Origin of the sequence: Acinetobacter sp. UNC436CL71CviS28 (assembly GCF_000620525.1) — a bacterium.
Taxonomy (GTDB): Bacteria; Pseudomonadota; Gammaproteobacteria; order Pseudomonadales; family Moraxellaceae; genus Acinetobacter; species Acinetobacter radioresistens.
Window position 1 is genome coordinate 22,774 of record NZ_JIBB01000024.1, and the last position, 24,266, is coordinate 47,039.

Consider the following 24,266-nt stretch of genomic DNA (forward strand, 5'->3'; position numbering starts at 1 on the left):
TAAATAAAAATCTTTCTCTAAATAGATATGAAAAATAAAAAGCTGAAGTAATCCTTATCAGTTACTTCAGCTTTTTATTTTTAAAAGACAGCATCAAGTTAGAATTCGAACTGGTCTTTAATGGTTCCGCATTTATGACATTGCTTGAGCTTATGTCCATCTTGTTTGGTAAATGACCAGACATGAAAGCATAACCAGCATTTCAATACTTGTTTAAGCATGTCCTTAACTCCTAAACAGTAATGATGAAATTCAATATACTCTTTTCAAAGTGCGTTATAAGCTTTCTTAAAGAAACAGAATTCTTGTCCTATAAAAAGTAACAAAATATTTGTGCAGAGATAACATAACCTTTTGATTGTTACATCTGAGAAGTTTTACTAGCGTGATGTTCATATAAGTCCCTTTTATAGTTAAGCTTAAATCTTTTAGCCATTCTCACGACTATTCAACAGATGATTTATAATATTCCTGATATTTTTTAATTACGTTTTACTCTAACCAGAGACCTATGGCTGATCCACAACTTTCTTTAAGTGAATATTTATCTGGCGTACAGGAAATTATTCAGCTGACTTTTGACGAGCCCGTTTGGGTCAGGGCAGAAATACGTAATTTAAATATTAAAGGTGGTCACTATTATCTGGAACTTGCTGAAAAAGAACAGCAGAGCGATAAGGTCATTGCTAGTTGCCGGGCAACAATCTGGAAATTTAGTGCGGCAAACATTGTGCTTAAATTCGAGCGTGAAAGTGGAATAGAACTGTCTAAAGACTTAAATGTGCTTATTAAGGTCAAGGCTCGTTTTGATCCGCAATATGGGTTTTCAGTCAATATTGAAGATATAGATTCCAGCTTTACCCTAGGTGATATCGCCAGACAATATCAACAACTGGTTGAACGGTTAACTCAGGAAGGACTGATCGAACGAAACCGTCAGCTTGTTACGCCATTTGATATCCAGCATGTACTGGTTATTGCCCCGCAACAGGCAGCCGGTTTAGGTGACTTTAAAAAAGATGCTGATGTACTACAAAAATATGGTGTCTGTAATTTCATCTATCAAACAGCTACATTTCAGGGCCAAACAGCTCCAAAAAGTATTATAGAGGCTCTACGTAGTGCTCTGAAACACTGGGCTAATGATTTTAACTACCCTCCTGACCTAATTGTAATTATTCGCGGAGGCGGTGCTGTAAATGATTTGGCCTATTTAAATGATTATGAACTGGCTGCCCTTTTATGCAAACGTTCGGTTCCCGTATGGGTAGGTATCGGTCATGAAAAAGACCGGACCATTCTGGATGAAATTGCCCATCGCTCTTTTGATACCCCAAGTAAGGTTATTGCAGGAATTCGAAATACTATCAGTGAAAACGTACAGCAGGTTCAAAATACCTTTCAGCATATTAAGGCTTTATCTCAATATCAGCTTACGGTTTATCAGAGTCAAAATGATCAATATATGCGTTTAATCAGAACTTTGTCTCATAGCCAACTTTCTGAGTCAGCTAAAACCCTAGACGTTTTAAAGGATGTGGTCCATTACTGTGCCCAGCAGCAAGTTCGTCAGACTAAACAACATATTGACAGCCTATTAAAAGAGACCTTACTGCAAAATCCACGACATATTTTGAATAAGGGCTATGCAATTGTCCGGCATAATGGTAGGGCCATTCGTTCTATACAGCAATTAAATATTATGCAAAATATACAGCTCGAGCTGCAGGATGGTACGATTCAGGCAGAAATTGTAAAAGGAAGTCAAAATGAATAATGAAGAACTCAGCTTTAAACAGGGTTATGAGATCTTGAAAAAGAATGCCGAGTTTTTGGAAACACAGGAAGAACCAGACATTGATAATCTGATGGAGATTGTAGAAGAATCCATGCGAGCCTATAAGGCTTGTAAAAGTCGTGTAGAAGCAGTTCAGCAGGCATTAACAGAAACTTTTAAAGAATGAAGATGGTTTAGCGAGATCAAAAGTATAATATGCTTAGCTTGGATATGTTAACGACCTGTTAAAACTTAACAACTTATAATTGAAATAGTCTAAAGCTGTCTTCATAGTCACTAATAAGAATAGAGTAATGACAGGAAATAAAATTATGAGCATAACTAAAAATCAACTACATGACCGCATTAAAGATTTACAGGTTCGTGCCTATAATATTTCGGAAAAATTGAATAATGCAGGGAATAAAGAATATCAGAGCAACCTGTTTATTCATTCCACAGGCAATGATGAAAGGATGGACTATGGTGTCGATTCAGCATGGTATGCCAAACTTTCTAATAAAAATGAATCTGTGAGAGATAATCTGGAAGTAATTTATCGCACTCTTATTGATAATGACTACAGTGATAACGAATTAAAAATTTTATCGGACAAACTGGAACATTATGCGCAAGAACTTGCAGCCATTGAGCAGGAATATCATCGCTAACTTTTGGAATTAATTTATTATATTGTAGAATACCAGACAGTTTCTGACATCTGGTATTCTTTAAAAATAATCATCAGGTAAAAATATCTATGCAATTTTTTGATTCTACTACAGCTATCATGCTAATAGTTACTATCATCCTTCTTCTGCTGGTTCGCTATTATTTTAAAAAATAATTTTCTCTCAACCTGTCTTGGTTAGCAAAAATTTTATTTTATATATCTATACTGCAACTTTTTATATAGCTAGCTGTTCTTCTATTTCGAGTAATTTTAAAGTAGATAAGAAATTATAAATATAGTAGAGCATTATGTGTGCTAATTATTTACCTATCCGACCTGAACATGCACATTTACTAGATTTACCGCAAATGACATTTGACTATCAGGCTGAAGTCTACCCTAGTGATCGGAGTCCGATCATTATTGCTCCAGAACAACAGCCTGAATGGCGCCGTGCCATATTTGGTCTGGTTCCGGTTTGGGCAGAGGATTTAAAAACAGTACAAAAAACTTTTAATGCCCGGAGTGAAACTGCAAGCGAGAAACCAAGTTTCAGACATGCGTGGAAATCAGACCAGTTTGCACTCATTCCAGTTGAAGTATTTTTTGAGCCTCGCTATATCGAGGGAAAAGCACAACGCTGGGGAATTTATCGTAAAGATGGCCAACCTTTTACAATAGCAGCAATTTATGAGCGCACAAAACTTGAAAAAGAGTTTATACATTCTATGTCTATGCTCACTATAAATGCTGAGAAGCATCCATTAATGTCACAGTTTCATAAGCCAGGAAAAGAAAAACGCTCTGTTGTAGTGATTCCACCCGAGCTACGTCTAGCTTGGTTACAAGCTACCCATCAAGAAGCTCAAAATTTTTTAACCAGCTTTCCTGCTGAAGACTTTATAGCTGAACATATGCCCTATTCAGCACAGCACGATTTTAATATCAATTCATTCTAAACGCAGTATAACTCTATCTTAGATCATAAAAATATTCTTGATCAGCTGGTTTAAGCTTTAACAGTTAGCTTTCTCAACTATTATTAATAAAATATAAAAATTTCTTATTGCGAAATTAATTTCTATTTAGCAAAATATAATAAAGACTTAAATAAACTATTTTGGAGAATATATGGAATTTAAAAATGGATTTGAATTTCTGATGGCCATAAAGGATGGGAAAATCAAGAGTCCTGCTGCTATGGCTCAAACTATTCCTATGCGTATTATTGATGTGCATCCTGGTCATATTAAATATGCAGTTACACCAGATGAACGTCATCTTAATTTACAGGGTTTAATTCATGGTGGCTTTTGTGCCACAGTACTAGATACAGCAACTGGAGGTGCAGTTCATACAACTGTTGAGAATGGAGTAAGTTTTGCGACACTGGATTTGAATGTCAAAATGATTCGGCCTTTACAGAAAGATAAAACATATATTGCCATTGGGGATGTGATTAATACGGGACGTAATATTTTAACGTCTGAAGCTCGTATAGTTGATGAGAGTGATAAAGTTTATGCTTTTGGTTCAGCTACTCTTATGATTACCAATCGTTCTTGAATTTTTTTGTGAGGCTTATGTTGAGAGGTTTGCTTTAAAAGTTTAAAACTATACTTAGGCTATTTGATTGAGAATTAGTTTGCTTAGGCTATTATTTTAGTAGAGCGATAAATCTTATTAAGGGATTGTGGATTGCTTCATTGCTCGGTAATCATAGCGATCAAATAAAAAGATGAGTAATGCGATGCAAACTCCTAATATTACACATACTGGCCAGCCTCCATGTTTCCAGAAAAAGACCGCCAAAAATGAACCTATAGCTGCGCCACCAAAGTACATCGTCATATAAATTGAATTAATCCTTGAACGTGCTGTAGCTGAAATCCGGTAAACCAGATTCTGATTTAATACATGCAAGGCAGAAAGCCCGAAATAGGCTAAAATCACCCCTACTCCATACATCCATAATGATTGCTGAGCAAAATAGAGTGGTAACCAAGATATGATTAATAAACAGATGCATATGCGTGCTACATGGTGATCTTGACCACGGCTGATGAGTTTACCTGCCCAAGGTGTAGCAAAAACCCCTGCTAAACCTACAATTCCAAAAAGGCCAATCTGAAAATCGTTAAAATGGTAAGGAGCATTTGCTAAAAGAAAGGTCATCGTTGTAAAGATAAGAGTAAGCATGCCAAAGCCGAGTCCTCCTACAATACCCCTACGGATCAGATGGGGTTCATGAACAGCAAAGCTGAATAAAGACTGGTAAATTTTCCATATTGTTAAGCCAGATACTTTATTGGACTGAGGCAAACGTTTCCACATCACCAGTGCAAATAAAAGTATGGTTATACCACTACCCAGATAAATATAGTGCCAAGACCACATGGTAGAGACTAACCCGGCTATTGTTCGGGCGGAAAGTATTCCCATCAGTAAACCACTCATCAGTATACCGACAAGTTCAGCACTTTTACGCGGACATACCAGATTGGAAATGAAGGGAATAAGTACCTGAGCTGCTATAGAAAAGAATGTGGCTAAAAATGTAAAACCATAAAGTACAGAAACTGAATGACTCATGGAAAGCCCAATCTGGGCAATTCCGGTTAAACACATGAGCAGGCAGATAAAACTCCGTTTCTCAAAAAGGTCTCCTAAGGGAACCAATACAAATAAACCGGCAGCATATGAAAGCTGACTGATCACAATTGTAAAGGCTGCCTGTTCTGCACTCACTGCAAGGCTTTCTGAAATTGAATATATCAATGGCTGATTAAAATAATTCGAGCCTGCGCATAAACCGCAGGTAATTGCCAACATCAGAATCAGACCTCGTGACAGGTCATAATGTTCTGGCTGGCTATTTTGCATAAATGACATCCTTGTCTGGTTAAATTAAAACTTATAACGTGCTGACATATTAACACGTGAAATATCCGCCTCTTTTCCTGCAAGGTTTTCACGTTTACCATGATGATATTCTACCCCTAGATCTACGTGTTCCACTGGGGTATAAAATGCATTAACTACATGGTCAGTTAGGCGTTTATTACTTTCTGGATTGGCTTTGGCATATGCACTATTATCATCATATTGCAGTAATGAAGTTGCAATATTTGCTCGCCACTGGTCATTAAATTTATGAGAGTAACCAATACTCAGGCTATCAAATTCATTTAACAGTAACTCATTATTATCTGTATTTACAGAGAAGTCGCCGCCCCAGTTTGCGTTATCCGAGGTTGAACCCTGATTGGTATAAAATACAAACTTCTGGTCACCTTTCACATGGTAATAGTTCGCCTGAACTGATTGCTGAGCATTAAATTTATATTTGGCACCCGCTCCTACACCCCAACTGACTTTTTCAATATCACCAGTGGTAGCTTGTGCCTGCTTCTCGTTGATGAAGCCCTGCCCCATCAAATGCAATGGTCCATTCTTGTAAGTGTATTTACTGGTCAGGCTTGGAAATTCTGAAGTTCTTTCACCTGAATACTCAAGAGCCATCTGCAATGTATGTGCGGGGCTAAACTGCCACTGATAGCGGACTTGCGGATCACGCAGGATTGAAGCACCGAGTAACTGGGTAAAATCAACTGACTCAGTAATTGTTTCCATATTCGACATAAGCGACCATGTCTGGCCAAATAACCAGTCATCAAAACTGACATAAGCATGACGTATCCTGAGTTTGCCATCGCCTTTACCACTGTCCACCCAAAAGTCGGCTTCCAGCTTGGCTTTAACATCTTTACGTCCCCCCAGATGATTAATGTCTACTCCAAAGCGGCTGGCGGCTACGGTAAAATCTGAACGGTTTCCCTCAACTCCATCAAAAGGGACACTATTAATCTTATTACTGGTACGCCCTCCGCTTGAACGGCCTGTTGTACTTTTAAAGTCTACTGCACCATCCATACGCAAGATGCCATAAAAGTCGACATTGTCTTTCCATGAGGAAGTATTAATTTTCTGTGTTAAAGCCCGATCTTCCTGCTGCTGTGCTTGCAGAACATTTTGCTGCTGTTTTTGCTCTTTAAGCTCGGTCTTTAAGCGCTGTAATTCATTTTCCAACAGTAAAATACGCTGCTCGGTAGAATCGGCGAAAATACTCCCTGAGGCCGCAGCACAGGCTGCAGCTAAAATCATTTTTTTCATTCTTTAATCCTTAAAGATATTAAATCCGTATAAAAAGCTTTTTAAGTTCTGGCGTCGGCAAGTGCACATCCAGTCATAGACTGTAATTCTTCAAAACTTAAGCCTTCAACTATTTCCTTAACTAATGCTTTGCCATTGCTGAGTTCAATAATGCAGAGATCAGTATAAATCCGGTTCACACATTGCTCCCCTGTTACGGGATAAGTCAGTGCATTAACCACTTTAGGCTCACCATGCTTAGTCACATGTTCCATACATACGAAAATAGTTTTTGCGCCGACTGCAAGATCCATTGCACCACCTACAGCTGGTACTGCATCTGCTTCACCAGTATGCCAGTTGGCCAGGTCACCATTTACTGCAACTTGAAAAGCCCCAAGCACACAAATATCCAGATGCCCGCCGCGCATGATGTCAAATGAGTCACCATGATGCATAAAACAGCCACCATCCAGTAAAGTGACAAATTCTTTTCCTGCATTAATGAGGTCGGGGTCTTCTTGCCCTGGCTCTGGTGGTGCACCAAAAGCCAATATACCGTTTTCTGAATGAAGAATAATTTCCCGGTCTGTTGGCAGGTATTTAGAAACTTTTGTTGGCAGACCTATGCCTAGATTCACATAAGAACCATCGGAGATATCTTGTGCAATTAACTGTACAATTTGCTCACGTGTACGCTTCTGGATACTCATGCGCCTCCTCCTGGTAACTGAAATACATGCTGAACGAAAATTCCTGGTGTGACGACACACTCAGGATCTAATGTACCCAGCTCAACAATTTCATGAACCTGAGCAATTGTGATCTCTGCAGCTTTAGCCATAAGGGGGCCAAAGTTTCGCGCAGCTTTTCGATAAGTCAGATTACCCCAACGGTCTGCTTTGTCTGCATAGATCAGTGCATAGTCAGCTTCAATCGGATATTCAAGTACATAAGCTTTGCCTTTGATAATACGGGTTTCCTTACCTTCAGCAATCTTGGTCCCATAACCGGTCGGAGTAAATATTGCTCCCAGCCCTGCACCAGCTGCCTGAATCCGGCAGGCCAGATTGCCCTGTGGTACTAGCTCCAGCTCTATTTTTCCTGCTTTATAAAGTTCATCAAATACTTTGGTATTATTAGCTTTTGGGAAAGAACAGATCATTTTTTTGACCAGTCCAGCCATTAATAGCTTGGTCAGACCACGGTCACCTGAGGCTGCATTATTATTGATAATGGTCAGGTCGCGTGGGCCAAAGTCAATCAGGGCCTCAATGAGTTCAACTGGTTGTCCAGCTAGTCCAAAGCCGCTTGTCATGATACTGGCCCCGTCTGGAATACCCTTTAAAATCGTTTCAATATCCGGAGTGATTTTATTGATCATCTGAACTTTTACCTTCTCAAATATAAAAAAAGAGCAATGGTAAATACCATTACTCTGCTTTTTGAGGATTATATAAACGGTCTTTAATAAACAAGGCTGGAATTAAACCGCAAAGAAAATAGGCTACACCCATAATCAACAGACCTGTACCTATGGAACCGCCTTGTGCAAAGTAGCCAATAGTAACCGGCGCAAGTACTGCACCCAGACGGCCAATATTGTATGCACCGCCTACAGCTGTACCTCGAACCTTGGTTGGAAAGCTCTCTGTCATATAAGTTGCATTGATTCCGTATGGAATACCGTACAGAAAACCGAATAACAGCATTAGCCATAAAATATTGTCAGGCGTATTACCAAATACAATGATGGGAATAAAGATTGCTGTGCCCATTGTACCGAAGGCAAATACAGCACGGCGTCCAATCCGGTCTGCAATATAGCCTGCAATAATTTTTGTACAGATCATGATAAAGAATGTGCCGATCATATACATGGTCATTTCTTTAAACTTGATACCAAGATCGGATTCTAAATAGGCTGGCAACCAGTTACTTACCCCATAATAGCCGAACTGTAGAAAAGCAGTACTGAATGACCACAGGATGAACATGCGGCGGTTCATGACATCTGCAAAAATTGTCTTGAAAGCACCTTTAGGTTTAGGTTGGCTCTGATCTACTGAAGTGGTAGTGGTGAGGCGCTGGGCACGTGCATCTTTCCATGACTGTGGTTCAGGCACCAGAAAGTGCATGGCTACTGCCAGAACAATAGGAATAATTGAAATATAAAACAGCATGCGCCAGCCGAATTCAGGAATAAGCCAGCCTGCAAGTACCGTAGCCACAATTGAACCCAAGGTCCAGCCAGTCATAAGGGCAGCTAATACAGTCGAGCGATATTTTGTAGGCACATATTCAGCCATTAAGGTGTTACAGGCGATGTAGAGTGCCCCTAAACCAATCGCTGAAATAAAACGTAGTGTCACAAATTGCTGGTAACTTTGTGCAAAGCCCAGCCAGCAGGTCAGCAACGAGAATAAGGTAATTGCAATAACAATAACCCGCACCCGTCCAAAACGGTCACAGGCCCAGCCACCAAAGAAGCCACCAATTGCCATGCCTGCCAGTGTCCAGCTTCCGAGTGCGCCTGCCTGTATACTGCTTAAACCAAATTCAGCTTTCAGACTGGTTAGACTATAAGATAAAAAAGCAATATCAGCGCCATCAACCAATAAAGCCAGGAAGGAAAAAATAAAAGCAAATTTCCAGACTTTTGCATTTGTTGTGTTATCTGTTTTTTGAACAGCCTGATCCATCATGTCCATTTCCTTGTAATAAAAGGCATCTTAGCTTTGATGCCTTATCCCCATCATGTCCTCATTACGAAGACACTTCTTTAATCATGTTGCGTGCAATAATAATTTGCTGAATCTGTGTGGTTCCTTCATAAAGACGGAACAAGCGTACATCCCGATAGAAACGTTCAATACTGTATTCACTGATATAGCCAGCTCCTCCATGAATCTGTACACAGCGGTCTGCAACACGGCCACACATTTCCGTTGCGAACATTTTTGAGCATGATGCTTCTGTACTGATATTTTCACCCTGGTCACGACGACGTGCAGCATCGAGCACCATACATTTGGCTGCATAGATTTCAGCTTTGGAGTCTGCCAGCATGGCCTGGATTAACTGGAAATTGGCAATTGGCTGACCGAACTGTTTACGTTCAACGGCATACCGCAATGCGTCATCCAGCATACGTTCTGCTACCCCTACACTATAGGCTCCAATATGCAGACGTCCTTTATCGAGGACTTTCATGGCTGTTTTAAAACCGACCCCTTCCACTCCTCCAATCAGGGCAGAGGCGGGTACACGACAGTTTTCAAAGATGACGTCACAGGTATGTGAACCCTTCTGCCCCATTTTCTGATCAATTTTTCCAAGAGTAATACCTGGATTATCGGCTTCAACTAGAAAGGCAGAAATACCGCCTGAGCCTTTAATTTCAGGATTGGTTCTGGCCATTACGGTAAAGGTTGCAGCATGTGGAGCATTGGTGATATAGCGTTTAGTGCCATTCAGGATATAAAAATCGCCATTTTTGACTGCAGTCGTGCGTAAAGATGCAGCATCAGAACCTGATTCCGGTTCAGTCAGGCAAAACGAACCAATGATTTCACCACTGGCATAGCGTGGTAAATACTTCTGTTTTTGCTCTTCAGTGCCATCAATCAAGATTGCGCTAGAACCAATACCATTATTTGTTCCAATAAGTGAACGGAAGGCTGGTGAAGTTTGGCCCAGTTCAAAGGCAACTCGTACCTCTTCCTCCATAGTAATTCCTAAACCGCCATACTCTTCAGGGATAGTGAGTCCAAATAAACCGAGTTCACGCATTTTCTGGATGAGGTCTTCAGGAATTTTATCTGCTTCGGCAACTTCGTGTTCACGTGGAATAAGTTCATTTTTAACAAAATTTCGAATCGTTGAAAGCAGCTGTTCAAGCATTCCTTCATCACGGATCATCAGAGATCTCCCTACCTATTTATTTTAAACGCTATAGATTTTTCACTTCATTTAAATTTCACAATGAAAAATCTGGTTTTACTTATGCTGTTCTGAATAGTAAAAGATAAAATGCACAAAATTCAAGCTTTTTTGAAAATTAATTTCGTCGAGCGAAATTAATTTTTTTAATTAATATAAATCAAATAATTAATAAAATAATAAAAATGTTTTTAATTCTACTTCGAAATTAATTGCAAAAAAATTTAGACATAACAGGATAAAAAGAATATAGTTTTGCTATACGAAACAAAGTAATCAATATAATTAAGACCTAGGAATCAAGAGTTAAAGGCAATACTTGTCTTTTTCATTGCACTGAAATTTTAAGCTAAAACATAAAAACCCAGTGCTTTTCTAGAATCTTAATTAAGAAGATGGAATGTAAGAAATCCCAAATTTATAGGCCTTATATGTACTCATCACTGACTGCCAAGCTCTTCACAGATTGAACTGACAAATAAATGTAGCATGATGAATGACTTATAAGCCTTAAGCCGTAGTGATACCAAAATATTTTTTGAGTAATCAAAAATTACTCTCTTACTATCTCTGAAATGGAGTTTTCAAATGCTAAATGCCTATATTTACGATGGTTTACGTAGTCCGATTGGCCGTCATGGGGGTGTACTCGCGTCTATACGTCCTGATGATCTGGCAGCAGAAGTTATTAAAAAGCTCATTGAAAAAACAGGTGTACCAGGGACAGATATTGAAGATGTTATTCTGGGTGATACGAATCAGGCTGGCGAAGACAGCCGTAATGTAGCACGTATGGCTGTGTTATTGGCCGGTTTGCCAGTTACTGTACCCGGACAGACAGTAAACCGGTTATGTGCAAGTGGTTTAGGGGCTGTTATCGATTCGGCTCGTGCCATTACCTGTGGTGAAGGTGAACTGTATATTGCTGGTGGTGTAGAAAGCATGACCCGTGCACCATTTGTTATGGGCAAAGCAGAAACTGCATTTAGTCGTGAGGCAAAAATCTTTGATACCACTATTGGTTCACGTTTTCCTAATAAGAAAATTACTGCGCAGTATGGTGGCCATTCAATGCCTGAAACAGGCGATAATGTAGCTGTCGAATTTGGAATTACCCGTGAACAGGCGGATACCTTTGCTGCACAGTCACAGGCGAAATATCAGCAGGCAAAGACTGAAGGCTTCTTTGAAGGAGAAATTACTCCTATTGAAGTTTCTCAAGGTAAAAAGTTACCGCCTAAACTGGTTAGTGAAGATGAACATCCACGTCCATCTTCTAATTTTGAAGCTCTATCTAAATTAAAACCCTTGTTTGAAGGTGGTGTAGTTACTGCAGGAAATGCTTCTGGTATTAATGACGGCGCAGCAGCTCTACTGATCGGTTCAGAAACAGTTCAGGAAAAATACGGCTTAAAGCCAATGGCAAAAATTTTGTCAGCGGCAGCGGCAGGTATTGAACCACGTATTATGGGTGCGGGTCCTATTGAGGCAATTAAAAAAGCAGTCAGCCGTGCTGGTCTGACTCTTGATGATATGGACATTATTGAAATCAATGAAGCTTTTGCTTCACAGGTATTGTCCTGTTTGAAAGGTTTAGATGTAGATTTTAATGATCCGCGTGTTAATCCAAACGGAGGAGCAATTGCAGTAGGCCACCCTCTTGGTGCTTCTGGCGCGCGTCTTACACTAACAGTTGCACGTGAATTACAGCGCCGCCAGAAAAAATATGCGGTGATTAGTCTTTGTATTGGTGTAGGTCAAGGTCTGGCTATGGTCATTGAAAACGTTTCCTGATTTTTTGAGTTTAAAGATCCATTCACTATAAAAGTGGTGAATGGATTAATTTTGTTTAACGAAATATAATGAATAACATATTTATTTTTCATTATATTTGAGGCTTGAATGTCTGAAAGTACCAGAGTAGAAAAAACTGAAAAAATAACCAATCTGGATGAAATTCGTCTCGACCCTATCTCTCATATACATCGTGAAAATAATCCGCAATTTATTGCCTCTTTGGCACGTGGATTAGAGTTACTGCGCTGCTTTTCTGCTCATAAACAGGTCTTGGGTAATCAGGAACTGGCTAAGATGACAGGTTTACCGAAGCCGACAATTGCCCGTATTACTAATACATTGGTAAGCTTAGGCTATTTAAAACAGTTGCCAAATTCTACAAAGTACATGCTTGATATAGGTGTACTTTCCTTAGGCTATTCAGCCTTGTCTAATATCTCTATTCGCAATACTGCTCATCCGCTTATGGAAGAGATGAGTAAATATGCTCAGGCACCGGTCGCTATGGCAACCCGTGACCGGTTGAATATGATTTATATTGATGTAGTACAAGTAGAAAGCTCACTGAATATGCGTCGCCCTATTGGTTCGACTTTACCCATTTATAGCAGCTCTATGGGACGGGCCTGTCTGGCAGCTACACCAGAACATGAGCGCAATTTCTTGATGGATGCACTAGCCAAGAAAAATCCGGAGAACTGGCCTTCAATCAAACGTTCACTTGAACGTGCTTTTCGTGATTATCAGGACTATGGCTATTGTTTATCTTTAGGAGAATGGCATAAGGAAGTAAATTCTGTGGCGGTACCCTTGGTAAGCAGTCAGCATGGTTTATATGTCTTTAACTGTGGAGCACCCAGCTTTCAACTCAGTCCCGAGCGCCTCGAAGATGAAATCGGTCCGCGCCTGATTCATATGGTGCACAATATTCAGGACTCATTAAATGAAATTATGTAAAATATAAAAAGTCCCCGACTTGTAAGAACGGGGACTTTTAAATTTACTGAATAATTTTCTTTTCTTTCAGTTCTATAATTTCTGTTTCTGATAAATACCGGCTTAGAATATTTTCAGTATCTTGTGCTAAACACGGCGGCGCCTTTTGATACTCTACCGGTGTTTTTGAAAGTTTAATAGGTGAACCAATAGATGTATAGTTCTGCTGCAAAGAATGAGGCATGTTAACTACCATCTCCCGGACAATCACCTGCTCTTCTTCTAAAGTCTGCTTTAAATTGTTAATCATGCCGACCGGGACTTTAACCTGATGAATGACTTTTACCCATTCCTCGGCTGGTCGTGTCATAAAGTGTTGCTGTAATAAAGCAGTCAATTCTTCCCGATAAGTGACACGCCCGGAATTTTGCCTGTAATGTGGATGAAGAGCTAACTCAGCCAGACCAATACTTTCACACAGTGCTTTAAACTGGCTATCATTACCACAGGCAATAATAAACTCGCCTTTTTCAGCTTTAAATACCTGATAAGGTACAATATTAGCATGAGCATTGCCGAAACGGCCCGGGACTTTTCCCGAGGTTAAATAATTCATGGCGAGAACAGATAAGGAAGCTACCTGTGTATCTAGCAGGGCCATGTCAATATGTTGACCCTCGCCCGTTTTTTCTCTGGAAAGCAGTGCTGCCTGAATAGCAATAGCTGAATAGAGCCCGGTGGTTAAATCTGCAAAAGCCAAGCCAGCCTTCTGGGGACCACCACCCGGCAGGTCATCCCGTTCGCCGGTAACACTCATCATACCGCCCATACCCTGAATAATAAAATCATATCCAGGTTCATTTGCACGAGGTCCTTTCTGTCCGAACCCTGTAATAGAACAATAAACGAGTCGCGGATTGATTGCTGCTAACGTTTCATAATCAAGACCATATTTTTGAAGTGAACCCGCTTTATAATTTTCAATTAATACATCAGATTCAAGTACAAGTGTCCGGATAAGCTGCTGCCCTTCCAGAGTTGCAAGATCAATAGCGACTGAATGCTTACCCCGATTTGCAGAAAGATAGTAAGCAGACTCCTGAGTGTCTTGTCCTGAATCATCTTTTAACCAGGGTGGTCCCCAACGACGGGTATCATCACCACTATAGGGTTTTTCAATTTTGATGACTTCAGCACCCAAGTCAGCCAGAATCTGACTGCACCAAGGGCCTGCCAGAATACGGCTTAGATCCAGCACTCTAAAACCTCTCAAAGCACCCATCATTCTACTCCTTACTCTTGTTCTAATTTCCCTAGAAATAAAATATATTTATTTCATCAAACGAAATAATATTTTATTTATAACACAAAACTATAGATTTTAAATAAAATATGAAGCTATATTTAGATAAATTAATTTTGCAGAGTAAAATTAATTTTTATTATTAATTAATTTTAGTACCAAAAATTATTTATATAGATTTTTAGTCTTTTCCTTTGTAAAGAATATAACTCCAAGGAGTCAGGATGATTCGTAATCAGGAAACACTGGATCAGTTACTTCATATGATTCAGCAATTTGTTAAAAATGAATTAATGCCACGTGAACATGAGGTGGCTGAAAAAGATGAAATGCCTCAGGACATTATTGACCAGATGAAAGCATTAGGCTTGTTTGGTCTCACTATTCCTGAGGAATATGGCGGTTTAGGACTGACCATGGAAGAAGAACTTTATGTAGCCTTTGAAATTGGTCGTACCTCACCTGCTTTCCGCTCTATTTTTGGAACTAATAATGGAATTGGTTCAAGCGGTATTATTATTGACGGGACTGAGGAGCAAAAACAGAAGTATTTACCACGCTATGCCAGTGGTGAAATCATCGGTTCATTTTGCCTGACTGAACCGGAATCAGGTTCTGATGCTGCATCTTTAAAGACTACAGCAGTGAAAGATGGTGATTTTTATATCCTGAATGGTACTAAACGCTATATCACCAATGCGCCGCTAGCAAGTACCTATACCGTAATGGCCAGAACCAATCCTGATATTAAAGGCGCAGGCGGTATTTCCGCTTTTGTAGTTGACCGGAATACTTCAGGCATTAGCTTAGGTAAAAAAGATAAAAAGATGGGGCAGCAAGGTACTTATACCTGTGATGTTATCTTTGAAAACTGTCGTGTACCTGCCTCTGCCCTGATTGGAGGTGTGGAAGGTATTGGCTTTAAAACAGCCATGAAAGTCCTCGATAAAGGACGTTTACATATTTCAGCAGTCAGTGTTGGTGCAGCCGAACGTATGCTGGATGACGCACTGCGGTATGCCGTTGAACGTAAACAGTTCGGTCAGCCAATTGCCAGTTTCCAGTTAATTCAGGCCATGCTGGCAGATTCCAAGGCTGAAATCTATGCAGCCAAATGTATGGTACTCGATGCTGCCCGGCGTCGGGACCAAGGACTGAATGTTTCTACTGAGTCATCTTGTGCCAAGCTGTTCGCAACGGAAATGTGTGGCCGCGTTGCAGACCGCTGCGTGCAGATTCATGGAGGGGCTGGCTATATCAGTGAATACAGTATTGAACGTTTTTATCGGGACGTACGCCTGTTCCGTCTTTATGAGGGAACTTCACAAATCCAGCAGATCATTATTGCTAAAAATATGATTAATCAGGTTAAGGATTAACCTTTGAATTTCAGGATGAATTATGACCACACCACTGATGCCGGAAACCCTTATCCGGCCAATTTCTAAAACTACGCAGCGAATCGCTTTTGTTTTTGCATTTTTGGCCCTGTTAATTGATGGTGCCGATATGCTGCTACTGTCTTTTAGTTTAACCAGTTTAAAAGCCGAATTTGGACTGACCAATTTACAAGCTGGTGCATTAGGAAGTTTTACCCTGGCAGGGATGGCACTAGGAGGTTTCATGGGTGGCTGGGCCTGTGATTATCTTGGACGGGTTCGAACAGTCGTGATTTCGATTCTGGTATTTTCATTATTAACTGCGGCACTCGGCTTTACACAAAGTTTTGAGCAGTTTGCTATCATCCGCTTTCTTTCAGCTTTCGGTATTGGTTCTTTATATATTGCAGCCAATACGTTAATGGCTGAGTACGTACCTACTGAATATCGAACTACAATACTGGGGACTCTACAGGCTGGCTGGACAGTCGGCTATATTGTAGCAACATTGCTAGCGGGCTGGATTATTCCTGAACATGGCTGGCGGGTATTATTTTTTATAGCCATTATTCCTTCGGTATTGGCATTATTTATTCAGAAACTGGTTCCCGAACCGGAATCCTGGCAGCGAGCCCGTCTGGAGCGTCTATCCGCTTCACGGGTTACTGTACAGGCACAGCCGGTAAAACAGCAAAGTACAGTCAAAATAATTTTCGCAGATAAGCGTAATCGCAGAATGTTCATGCTGTGGATTTTAACTGCCGGCTTTTTACAGTTTGGCTATTATGGTGTAAACAACTGGATGCCAGCTTATCTCGAATCTGAACTGGGGATGAATTTTAAAGCCATGACTGGCTACATGATTGGAACCTATATTGCCATGATCTTTGGCAAGATTATTGCAGGTTATGCAGCTGACCGCTTGGGCCGACGCTTTGTATTTGCTTTTGGGGCTATTGGTACAGCTATATTTTTACCTGTGATTGTAATATTTAACTCGCCAGATAATATTGCCTATTTGCTGATTTTCTTCGGTTTCCTTTATGGAATTCCTTACGCCATCAATGCCACTTACATGACTGAAAGTTTTGCTACCAATATTCGCGGAACAGCTGTGGGTGGAGCTTATAATGCTGGCCGTATTGGTGCCATGTTTGCTCCGGCAATTATTGGTGCGGCTGCAAGTGGTGGCTCTATCGGTCTTGGTTTTTTGATCATGGGCGGAGCTTATTTCTTATGCGGTGCAGTATCAGGAATCTTTATTAAAGACCGTCAATATGACCCGCAGAAAACAGCTTAAAGGCTTAACTTGGTAAAGCCTCTACAGAGGCTTTTAATACTAAGAGAATATGAAAAATACGCTTTATACTCCAACAATTATATTAATGGCAATTGCTGCCGGTATCTGTACCGGTAGTAATTATTTTAGTCAGCCACTCATTCATTCTATGAGTCAAAATTTGCAATTACCAGAAACCCTTGTTTCCTGGGTACCTACTTTGGCACAAATTGCTTATGCCTGTGGCCTGCTCCTGCTGATGCCTCTTGGAGATATTCTCGAAAAACGCCGCCTACTCTTCTGTTTCATGCTATTTGCTGCACTTGGCCTGATCATCAGCGGTATTTCACAGCATATAAGTCTGCTTATACTGGGTACACTCATTACTGGTCTATTTTCTGTAGCTGCGCAGCTATTATTACCTTTAGCAGCCAGTCTGGTTCCAGCACAACAGAGTGGTCGGGTGGTGGGTTTCCTGCTTAGCGGTTTAATGATGGGGGTTCTTCTTGCCCGTTCCCTTTCAGGTTTGGCCTCAAGTTTATTTGCATGGAATTTTATCTATCTGGCCAGTGGTATCTTACTTTTCTGTATTGCTTTTATATTACATCGAAATATCGGGGTTTTTCCGCCTACCAGCACTGAAAGCTATGCTTATACTCTACGCTCGTTAGCCTCTATTTTTTTGACAAATCAACGCTTACGCCGGCGCAGCTATATTGGCGGATTAACCTTTGCTGGGGTAAGTATGACATTTACTACTACGTCACTACTACTTGCACCAGCTCCTTATCATATGAGCGATTTTAGTATTGGATTATTTGGTCTGGTTGGCATCGTTGGTGTATTTATAGCTAATTTCACGGGTAAGTTTATTGACCGGGGATATATTCACCAGATTTCTATTTTATGTAGTCTGGGTCTTATCATTTGCTGGCTATTATTTTTACTTACACCTTATCAATTAGCGTTTTATATGATGGCAACGCTTATCCTTTACGCATCACTCTCTGCAATTCATGTAACCAATCAAAGCATAGTATTTAAATTAAGTGAAAACCTCAGATCTCGTTTTAATGCTATTTATATGACAGGTTATTTTGCAGGAGGAGCATTAGGGACTACCGCCGGAGCCTATGCCTGGACTCATTTTGGCTGGACAGGCACCTGCACGTTAGGCATGATATTTGCAATTACCTGTCTAGTGATTTGTATTCTGGAAGAACGAACTGCTTTACCGCTTCAATCATAACAATGCATTGATCTTCCTGACCAATGCATCATATTTTAACTGATTTCAGTACGGATATTATTCACCATATGTAGCAGGCGCGGTGCAATATCTTCTTCAAGTTTTTCACGTTTCATAATGAAACTTGGTCCACCGCAGTTAAAAACCAGTAAACCATGCTGTTCATGAATTAAAGGCACCGCGACCGAGTTCACATCCTTATGCCATTCTCCAATCGAGAAACAGTAGCCAAAATCCTGATAATCCTTAAAGGCACGGTCAAGATCACGGTTAATCTTGAACCAGTCTTCCTTATATTTTAAACGGATAGCATCAAGCAGAAAATCACGTTCATCTTCTGGCATAGCTGCCAGACAAGCCCGACCCATAGAACTTAAATGAATAGGTAAATAAGTTCCTACCTGTCTTCGCATGGTGATATTGCCTTTCCCCTGCACGACATCCAAATAAATCATGTTTAACCGGTCTCGGGTTGCCATGGCTACTGCTGCACCTGCATAGTCAGCGAGTTCTTTCATATAAGGATTAGCAATTGAACGAATCGATACATTAGCCAGCATGGAGTAACCGAATGCCAGTACCCCAACAGACAGCTGAAACTTGCTCGAATTTGGAACCTGCTTAATATAACCCAGACGTGACAACGTATGAGTCAGACGGGTAATAGTGGGTTTAGGTAAACCGGTTAATTGAGCTAGTTCCTGATTTCCTAAATGTTGGTGCTTAGGTGTAAAACAACGTAGCAGTTCCAGACCACGGGCCAAGGCAGTAATAAACTGCCGATCATTCTCATCCTGCATATCTTCAATTGGATGTAGTAACTCATGTCTTAAAGGAGCCAAAATTTTTTCTGTTTGTTCTATATCATTGGTATTATCCATGACTCTTTCTCAACCTACTAATGTTTCGCATTGCGAAATTATAATCTATAATTATATTAAATAGCAAAGAAGCAAACTGGCCGATTGCTTCTTTTTTATCAGTTTACTCAATAATACCTTCGGCTTTTAATTTTTTTAAGTGTTCCTGAGAGGCAACGCGTCTTAAAATCTGCTCAGTATGTTCTCCTAGCGTTGGAGGCGCGCGACGGTATTCTACTGGTGTACGCGACATTTTTATTGGTGAACCAATAACTGTCAGTTTTTGCTTATATGGATGTGGCATCTCAACCAGCATTTTTCGGGCTATTACTTGTGGTTCCCGAAAAGCCTGTTCCAGGTTATTAATTACTCCCACAGGTACTTTAACTGCATGAATAGCTGTTACCCATTCATCTGCAGTTTTCTTCAAGAAATGCTTCGATAAAATATCAATAATTTCAGTACGATGTTTGATTCGGTCAGCATTACGGCTAAAGCGTGGGTCATTTGGTAATTCTGCTAATCCAATACTCTGACACAACTGGATAAACTGTTTATCATTCCCACAAGCAATAATAAAATCCCGATCGGCCGCTTTGAATACCTGATACGGAACAATATTGGCATGCGCATTGCCATAACGGCCCGGTACTTTTCCTGAAGCCAGATAGTTCATCCCCTGATTTGCCAGCGTGGCAATTTGTACATCCAGCAAAGCCATATCAATATATTGGCCCAATCCGGTTTCATGCCGGTTCAGCAGTGCTGCCTGAATGGCAATCGTAGAATAAAGGCCTGTAGCCAAATCAGAAAATGCCACACCAACCTTTTGTGGGCCGCCTCCAGGCAAATCATCTTTTTCCCCAGTAACAGACATTAACCCACCCATCCCCTGGATGATAAAGTCATAACCAGGTTCTTCAGCACGTGGTCCGTCTTGACCGAAACCGGTAATAGAACAGTAAACCAGTTGCGGATTGATTGCAGCTAAACTGTCGTAGTCCAGACCATATTTTTTCAGTGAACCTGTCTTATAGTTTTCAATAACTACATCAGTATCCTGAATTAAAGCTTTGATCAGCTCCTGCCCTTCCAAACTGGCAATGTCAATTGCTACAGAGAGTTTATTACGGTTCGCAGATTGATAATAAGCAGCTTCACGTGTGTCATCACCTGCATCATTCTTCATCCAGGGTGGCCCCCAGCTACGAGTATCATCACCATGCTGAGGTCGCTCTACCTTAATTACTTCAGCCCCCAGATCTGCCAGTATTTGCCCACACCAAGGGCCTGCCAATACACGACTCAGATCAAGTACACGAATTCCTGTTAGTGCTCCCATTTTTATCTCACTATTTGTTTAGTTTGCTATAACAAATCTTAATCTCTATTTACTCAAGATTAAGTTTCGCCTAGCGATATTATTTATTTTAATATACTCTCAATTTATGTAAAACAAAACTCTAGAGATAAGATATTTTCTGAAATATAAGAACTGTCTAAGCAAAATCAAAAGTTTAATAAGTTAGCTGTAATAGAAATTAATATCGCATTGCAAAATAAATTATCAAAATATATTGTCATGTGAAATCATTTTCTTTAGTATGCCCAAAAAGAAATATACCGGCTCGTCCGCTTATACCACTTCTGTGGTGAAAATAACGACCAAGGAGATGAAATGGTTCGTGATCAGGAAACCCTGGATCAACTACTTGATATGTTACGTCAGTTTGTTGAAGGCGTACTTATTCCGAGGGAAACTGAAGTAGCAGAAACAGATGAAATTCCAGCAGATATTGTTCAGCAAATGCGTGAACTCGGATTATTTGGACTGACTATTCCTGAAGAATATGAAGGTCTGGGTTTAACCATGGAAGAAGAAGTACGAGTTGCCTTTGAACTGGGTCGCACTTCACCTGCCTTTCGCTCACTTATTGGAACAAATAATGGTATTGGTTCTAGCGCAATCTTGATTGATGGCACGGAGGAGCAAAAACAGTATTATCTCCCGCGTTTTGCTAAAGGGGAAATTATTGGCTCGTTTTGCCTGACTGAACCAGAATCAGGTTCTGATGCCGCATCTTTACGCACGACTGCAGTGAAAGATGGCGATTTTTATATCCTGAATGGTACCAAGCGTTTTATTACTAATGCTCCACATGCAGGTGCATTTACAGTCATGGCACGTACTAACTCTGAAGTTAAAGGCTCAGGCGGTATTTCTGCATTCATTATTGATAGCAAGACACCCGGAATATCTCTAGGTAAACGTGACCAAAAAATGGGGCAAAAAGGTGCTCATACCTGTGACGTCATCTTTGAAAACTGTCGTGTACCCGCCTCTGCCCTGATTGGAGGAGTGGAAGGGATCGGTTTTAAAACGGCCATGAAAGTCCTTGATAAAGGACGTCTACATATTGCTGCTTTAAGTGTAGGTGCTGCGGTACGTATGCTGGATGACGCACTGCGGTATGCCGTTGAACGTAAACAGTTCGGTGAGCCAATTGCCAGTGGCCAGTTAATCCAGGCCATGCTGGCAGACTCCAAAGCTGAAATCTATGCAGCCAGATGTATGGTGCTCGATGCTGCCCGGCGTCGGGACCAGGGTGAAAATACCAGTACGGAAGCATCATGCTCAAAAATGTTCGCAACGGAAATGTGTGGCCGTGTTGCAGATCGCTGCGTACAGATTCATGGAGGAGCTGGCTATATCAGTGAATACAGCATTGAACGTTTCTATCGGGATGTACGCCTGTTCCGTCTTTATGAAGGAACCACACAGATTCAGCAAATTATTATTGCACGCAATATGATTCGTGAAATGACTCAATAAAACCTCAAGCGCTTTAAGGAAAATTAAAGCGCCCTTAATAGTAAGTAATGGATTATGTCTATAAACACAATAACTTCAAGCATTGGCCCGAATACCTGGAAAATTGCATTCTTATTTGCATTTTTAGCTTTACTGGTCGATGGCGCTGATTTAATGCTGCTTTCTTATAGCCTCAACAGTATTAAGGCAGATTTCGGACTGAGTACTGTTGAGGCTGGCATGCTGGGTAGTTTTACTTTAGCTGGTATGGCAATTGGCGGTATCTTTGGGGGCTGGGCCTGCGACCGCTTTGGCAGGGTCAGAATAGTTGTAATTTCAATTTTAACCTTTTCAGTTTTGACCTGTGGCTTGGGCTTTACGCAAAGCTTTATGCAGTTTGGTATTCTACGTTTTTTTGCTTCATTAGGTCTAGGTTCTCTTTACATCGCCTGTAATACTTTAATGGCAGAATATGTTCCTACCCGATACCGCACTACTGTATTAGGTACCTTACAAGCTGGCTGGACAGTGGGTTATATTGTAGCAACTTTGCTAGCCGGCTGGATTATTCCTGATCATGGATGGCGCATGCTGTTTTATGTTGCAATTATTCCAATTGCTATCGCTATCTTTATGCACATTCTGGTTCCAGAACCGGAAGCCTGGCAACAATCTCGCTTGAATAAAGCGATAAATAATCATCACCAGAAAAAAGAGTCAGCCTTTAAACTTATTTTCCAAGATAAACGTAACCGCAATATGTTTATACTCTGGGCACTTACTGCCGGCTTCCTTCAGTTTGGCTACTATGGCGTAAATAACTGGATGCCTTCTTATCTGGAAAGTGAACTTGGAATGAAGTTCAAAGAAATGACTGCTTATATGGTAGGAACTTATACTGCAATGATTCTAGGTAAAGTTCTTGCAGGTTATATGGCGGATAAACTGGGTCGCCGCTTTACCTATGCTTTTGGTGCTATAGGAACTGCTGTATTTCTACCATTAATTGTATTTTATAATTCGCCAGAGAATATCCTGTACTTATTGATAATTTTCGGTTTTCTGTATGGCGTACCATATGGTGTAAATGCAACCTACATGACTGAAAGTTTTGCAACTGCAATTCGTGGTACAGCAATTGGAGGAGCATATAATGTCGGGCGTCTGGGCGCAGCGATTGCTCCTGCAACTATTGGTTATCTGGCTTCTGGTGGTTCAATTGGCTTAGGCTTTGTAGTCATGGGAGCAGCCTACTTTATCTGTGGAGTTATTCCAGCCCTCTTTATCAAAGAGAAACAATATGACCCCCAGAACTCTTGAGTTCTTTTCCCCAATAACTGGCCAAAAACCAGTTATTGGAATTTTTTATATAAAAATCCAAATCTAAAACATATATAGATTTAATAGTTTCTAAATATATTCAACTCAGCCTTTTAAAAGAGTTTTAGATACAGTTCTCTGCATTTATTTTTCCTGTTCACCTTTATAGTGAAAAGATAGTTTATTTTAGCATCTCAATATATGTGCTATTCAGTAGAGAGTTGCCTTTTTACAAATAACAAATTAATATATCGCTAAGCGAAATGGTGTTTCTAATTATGGAAAATATAGAAAGAGAATCGATGGAGTTTGACGTAGTGATCGTTGGTGCAGGACCTGCAGGTCTTTCAGCTGCGATCCGCATCCGTCAACTGGCGATTGAAAACAACCTACCCGATCTTTCCGTTTGTGTCGTCGAAAAAGGTTCCGAAGTTGGTGCGCATATTCTTTCAGGTGCTGTACTTGAACCCCGGGCCATGAATGAACTCTTCCCCGACTGGAAAGAGCTCGGTGCTCCGCTTAATGTCCCCGTGACTGAAGACAGAACCTTTTTCCTGCTCTCTGACACCACCTCCAAAGAAGCACCGCACTGGATGGTACCAAAAACCATGCATAATGATGGCAACTACGTCATCTCGCTGGGCAATATCGTACGCTGGCTGGGTACCAAGGCAGAGGAGCTGGAAGTCTCGATCTTCCCGGGCTTTGCTGCATCAGAAATCCTCTACCATGAAGATGGTTCGGTCCGCGGAATCCAGACCGGTGACATGGGCATTGGCAAAGATGG

23 protein-coding genes are annotated in these 24,266 nt (G+C 40.7%); 13 read left to right on the forward strand and 10 right to left on the reverse strand.

The annotated features are described in order from the left end of the window. Positions 1-98: 98 nt before the first annotated feature. The gene (locus N518_RS17460) at positions 99-221 is read right to left on the reverse strand and encodes a hypothetical protein (protein WP_005404932.1); all 123 of its coding nucleotides are present in this window, start codon (positions 219-221) and stop codon (positions 99-101) included. Between the two features lie 290 nt (positions 222-511). Here N518_RS17460 and xseA point away from each other — a divergent pair, with 290 nt between their 5' ends. From xseA to N518_RS0110045, 5 genes are all read left to right on the forward strand, one after another. Then, the gene (gene xseA, locus N518_RS0110025; RefSeq protein ID WP_005025970.1) at positions 512-1,777 is read left to right on the forward strand and encodes an exodeoxyribonuclease VII large subunit; all 1,266 of its coding nucleotides are present in this window, start codon (positions 512-514) and stop codon (positions 1,775-1,777) included. Then, positions 1,770-1,964, forward strand: a complete 195-nt coding sequence (xseB, locus tag N518_RS0110030) for an exodeoxyribonuclease VII small subunit (protein WP_005014193.1) — start codon at positions 1,770-1,772, stop codon at positions 1,962-1,964. The genes xseA and xseB overlap by 8 nt, the downstream gene beginning before the upstream one ends. A 145-nt stretch (positions 1,965-2,109) precedes the next feature. Continuing rightward, the gene (locus N518_RS0110035; protein WP_005025972.1) at positions 2,110-2,448 is read left to right on the forward strand and encodes a hypothetical protein; all 339 of its coding nucleotides are present in this window, start codon (positions 2,110-2,112) and stop codon (positions 2,446-2,448) included. Positions 2,449-2,758: 310 nt separating this feature from the next. Then, a complete protein-coding gene (locus tag N518_RS0110040) occupies positions 2,759-3,409 on the forward strand; it encodes an SOS response-associated peptidase (RefSeq protein WP_005025974.1) in 651 nt (216 codons plus the stop codon). A 172-nt stretch (positions 3,410-3,581) separates the two neighbouring features. Continuing rightward, positions 3,582-4,016: a PaaI family thioesterase gene (locus tag N518_RS0110045; protein WP_005025977.1), complete on the forward strand. Its 435-nt coding sequence runs from the start codon at positions 3,582-3,584 to the stop codon at positions 4,014-4,016. A gap of 117 nt (positions 4,017-4,133) precedes the next feature. Here N518_RS0110045 and N518_RS0110050 read toward each other — a convergent pair whose 3' ends face one another. From N518_RS0110050 to N518_RS0110075, 6 genes are all read right to left on the reverse strand, one after another. Beyond that, entirely contained in the window at positions 4,134-5,333 is a 1,200-nt protein-coding gene (locus N518_RS0110050) for an MFS transporter (protein ID WP_005025980.1), read from the reverse strand. 24 nt (positions 5,334-5,357) lie between these two features. Then, positions 5,358-6,623: a DcaP family trimeric outer membrane transporter gene (locus tag N518_RS0110055; protein ID WP_005025982.1), complete on the reverse strand. Its 1,266-nt coding sequence runs from the start codon at positions 6,621-6,623 to the stop codon at positions 5,358-5,360. A 41-nt stretch (positions 6,624-6,664) separates the two neighbouring features. Continuing rightward, complete coding sequence (locus N518_RS0110060; RefSeq protein WP_005025983.1) at positions 6,665-7,315, reverse strand: 3-oxoacid CoA-transferase subunit B; 651 nt, start codon at positions 7,313-7,315, stop codon at positions 6,665-6,667. Further along, positions 7,312-7,986: a 3-oxoacid CoA-transferase subunit A gene (locus tag N518_RS0110065; RefSeq protein WP_005025985.1), complete on the reverse strand. Its 675-nt coding sequence runs from the start codon at positions 7,984-7,986 to the stop codon at positions 7,312-7,314. The genes N518_RS0110060 and N518_RS0110065 overlap by 4 nt, the downstream gene beginning before the upstream one ends. Positions 7,987-8,035: 49 nt before the next feature. Next, positions 8,036-9,307: an MFS transporter gene (locus N518_RS0110070; RefSeq protein WP_005014178.1), complete on the reverse strand. Its 1,272-nt coding sequence runs from the start codon at positions 9,305-9,307 to the stop codon at positions 8,036-8,038. A 61-nt stretch (positions 9,308-9,368) separates the two neighbouring features. Then, positions 9,369-10,523: an acyl-CoA dehydrogenase family protein gene (locus N518_RS0110075; protein WP_005025988.1), complete on the reverse strand. Its 1,155-nt coding sequence runs from the start codon at positions 10,521-10,523 to the stop codon at positions 9,369-9,371. 609 nt (positions 10,524-11,132) lie between these two features. Here N518_RS0110075 and N518_RS0110080 point away from each other — a divergent pair. Next, on the forward strand, positions 11,133-12,338 hold the full coding sequence (locus N518_RS0110080) for a 3-oxoadipyl-CoA thiolase (protein ID WP_026444194.1): 1,206 nt from the start codon (positions 11,133-11,135) through the stop codon (positions 12,336-12,338). A 108-nt stretch (positions 12,339-12,446) separates the two neighbouring features. Further along, a complete protein-coding gene (locus N518_RS0110085) occupies positions 12,447-13,298 on the forward strand; it encodes an IclR family transcriptional regulator (protein ID WP_005014172.1) in 852 nt (283 codons plus the stop codon). Between the two features lie 43 nt (positions 13,299-13,341). On the opposite strand, the gene N518_RS0110090 is transcribed toward N518_RS0110085, so the two are convergent. Further along, positions 13,342-14,559, reverse strand: coding sequence for a CaiB/BaiF CoA transferase family protein (locus N518_RS0110090; RefSeq protein WP_026444195.1), 1,218 nt, complete (start codon positions 14,557-14,559; stop codon positions 13,342-13,344). Positions 14,560-14,804: 245 nt separating this feature from the next. Between N518_RS0110090 and N518_RS0110095 the strand changes: the two genes are divergently transcribed. From N518_RS0110095 to N518_RS0110105, 3 genes are read left to right on the forward strand one after another with little or no spacing between them, the layout of a single operon-like run. Continuing rightward, a complete protein-coding gene (locus tag N518_RS0110095; protein ID WP_005025999.1) occupies positions 14,805-15,959 on the forward strand; it encodes an acyl-CoA dehydrogenase family protein in 1,155 nt (384 codons plus the stop codon). Positions 15,960-15,981: 22 nt separating this feature from the next. Further along, positions 15,982-17,259: an MFS transporter gene (locus tag N518_RS0110100; protein ID WP_005014163.1), complete on the forward strand. Its 1,278-nt coding sequence runs from the start codon at positions 15,982-15,984 to the stop codon at positions 17,257-17,259. A 49-nt stretch (positions 17,260-17,308) separates the two neighbouring features. Then, a complete protein-coding gene (locus N518_RS0110105; RefSeq protein ID WP_005026001.1) occupies positions 17,309-18,487 on the forward strand; it encodes an MFS transporter in 1,179 nt (392 codons plus the stop codon). A gap of 35 nt (positions 18,488-18,522) precedes the next feature. Here the strand turns inward: N518_RS0110105 and N518_RS0110110 are convergent, their stop codons facing one another. After that, positions 18,523-19,368, reverse strand: coding sequence for an IclR family transcriptional regulator (locus N518_RS0110110; protein WP_005014160.1), 846 nt, complete (start codon positions 19,366-19,368; stop codon positions 18,523-18,525). A 103-nt stretch (positions 19,369-19,471) separates the two neighbouring features. Continuing rightward, entirely contained in the window at positions 19,472-20,689 is a 1,218-nt protein-coding gene (locus tag N518_RS0110115; RefSeq protein WP_005026003.1) for a CaiB/BaiF CoA transferase family protein, read from the reverse strand. Positions 20,690-21,025: 336 nt separating this feature from the next. Here N518_RS0110115 and N518_RS0110120 point away from each other — a divergent pair, with 336 nt between their 5' ends. The 3 genes from N518_RS0110120 to N518_RS0110130 all read left to right on the forward strand — a co-directional run. Continuing rightward, positions 21,026-22,180: an acyl-CoA dehydrogenase family protein gene (locus tag N518_RS0110120; protein WP_017401243.1), complete on the forward strand. Its 1,155-nt coding sequence runs from the start codon at positions 21,026-21,028 to the stop codon at positions 22,178-22,180. A 54-nt stretch (positions 22,181-22,234) separates the two neighbouring features. Further along, on the forward strand, positions 22,235-23,479 hold the full coding sequence (locus N518_RS0110125) for an MFS transporter (RefSeq protein WP_005014155.1): 1,245 nt from the start codon (positions 22,235-22,237) through the stop codon (positions 23,477-23,479). 278 nt (positions 23,480-23,757) lie between these two features. Further along, positions 23,758-24,266, forward strand: a 509-nt coding sequence (locus N518_RS0110130) for an NAD(P)/FAD-dependent oxidoreductase (protein WP_155756712.1), incomplete at its 3' end; no start/stop codon positions are given.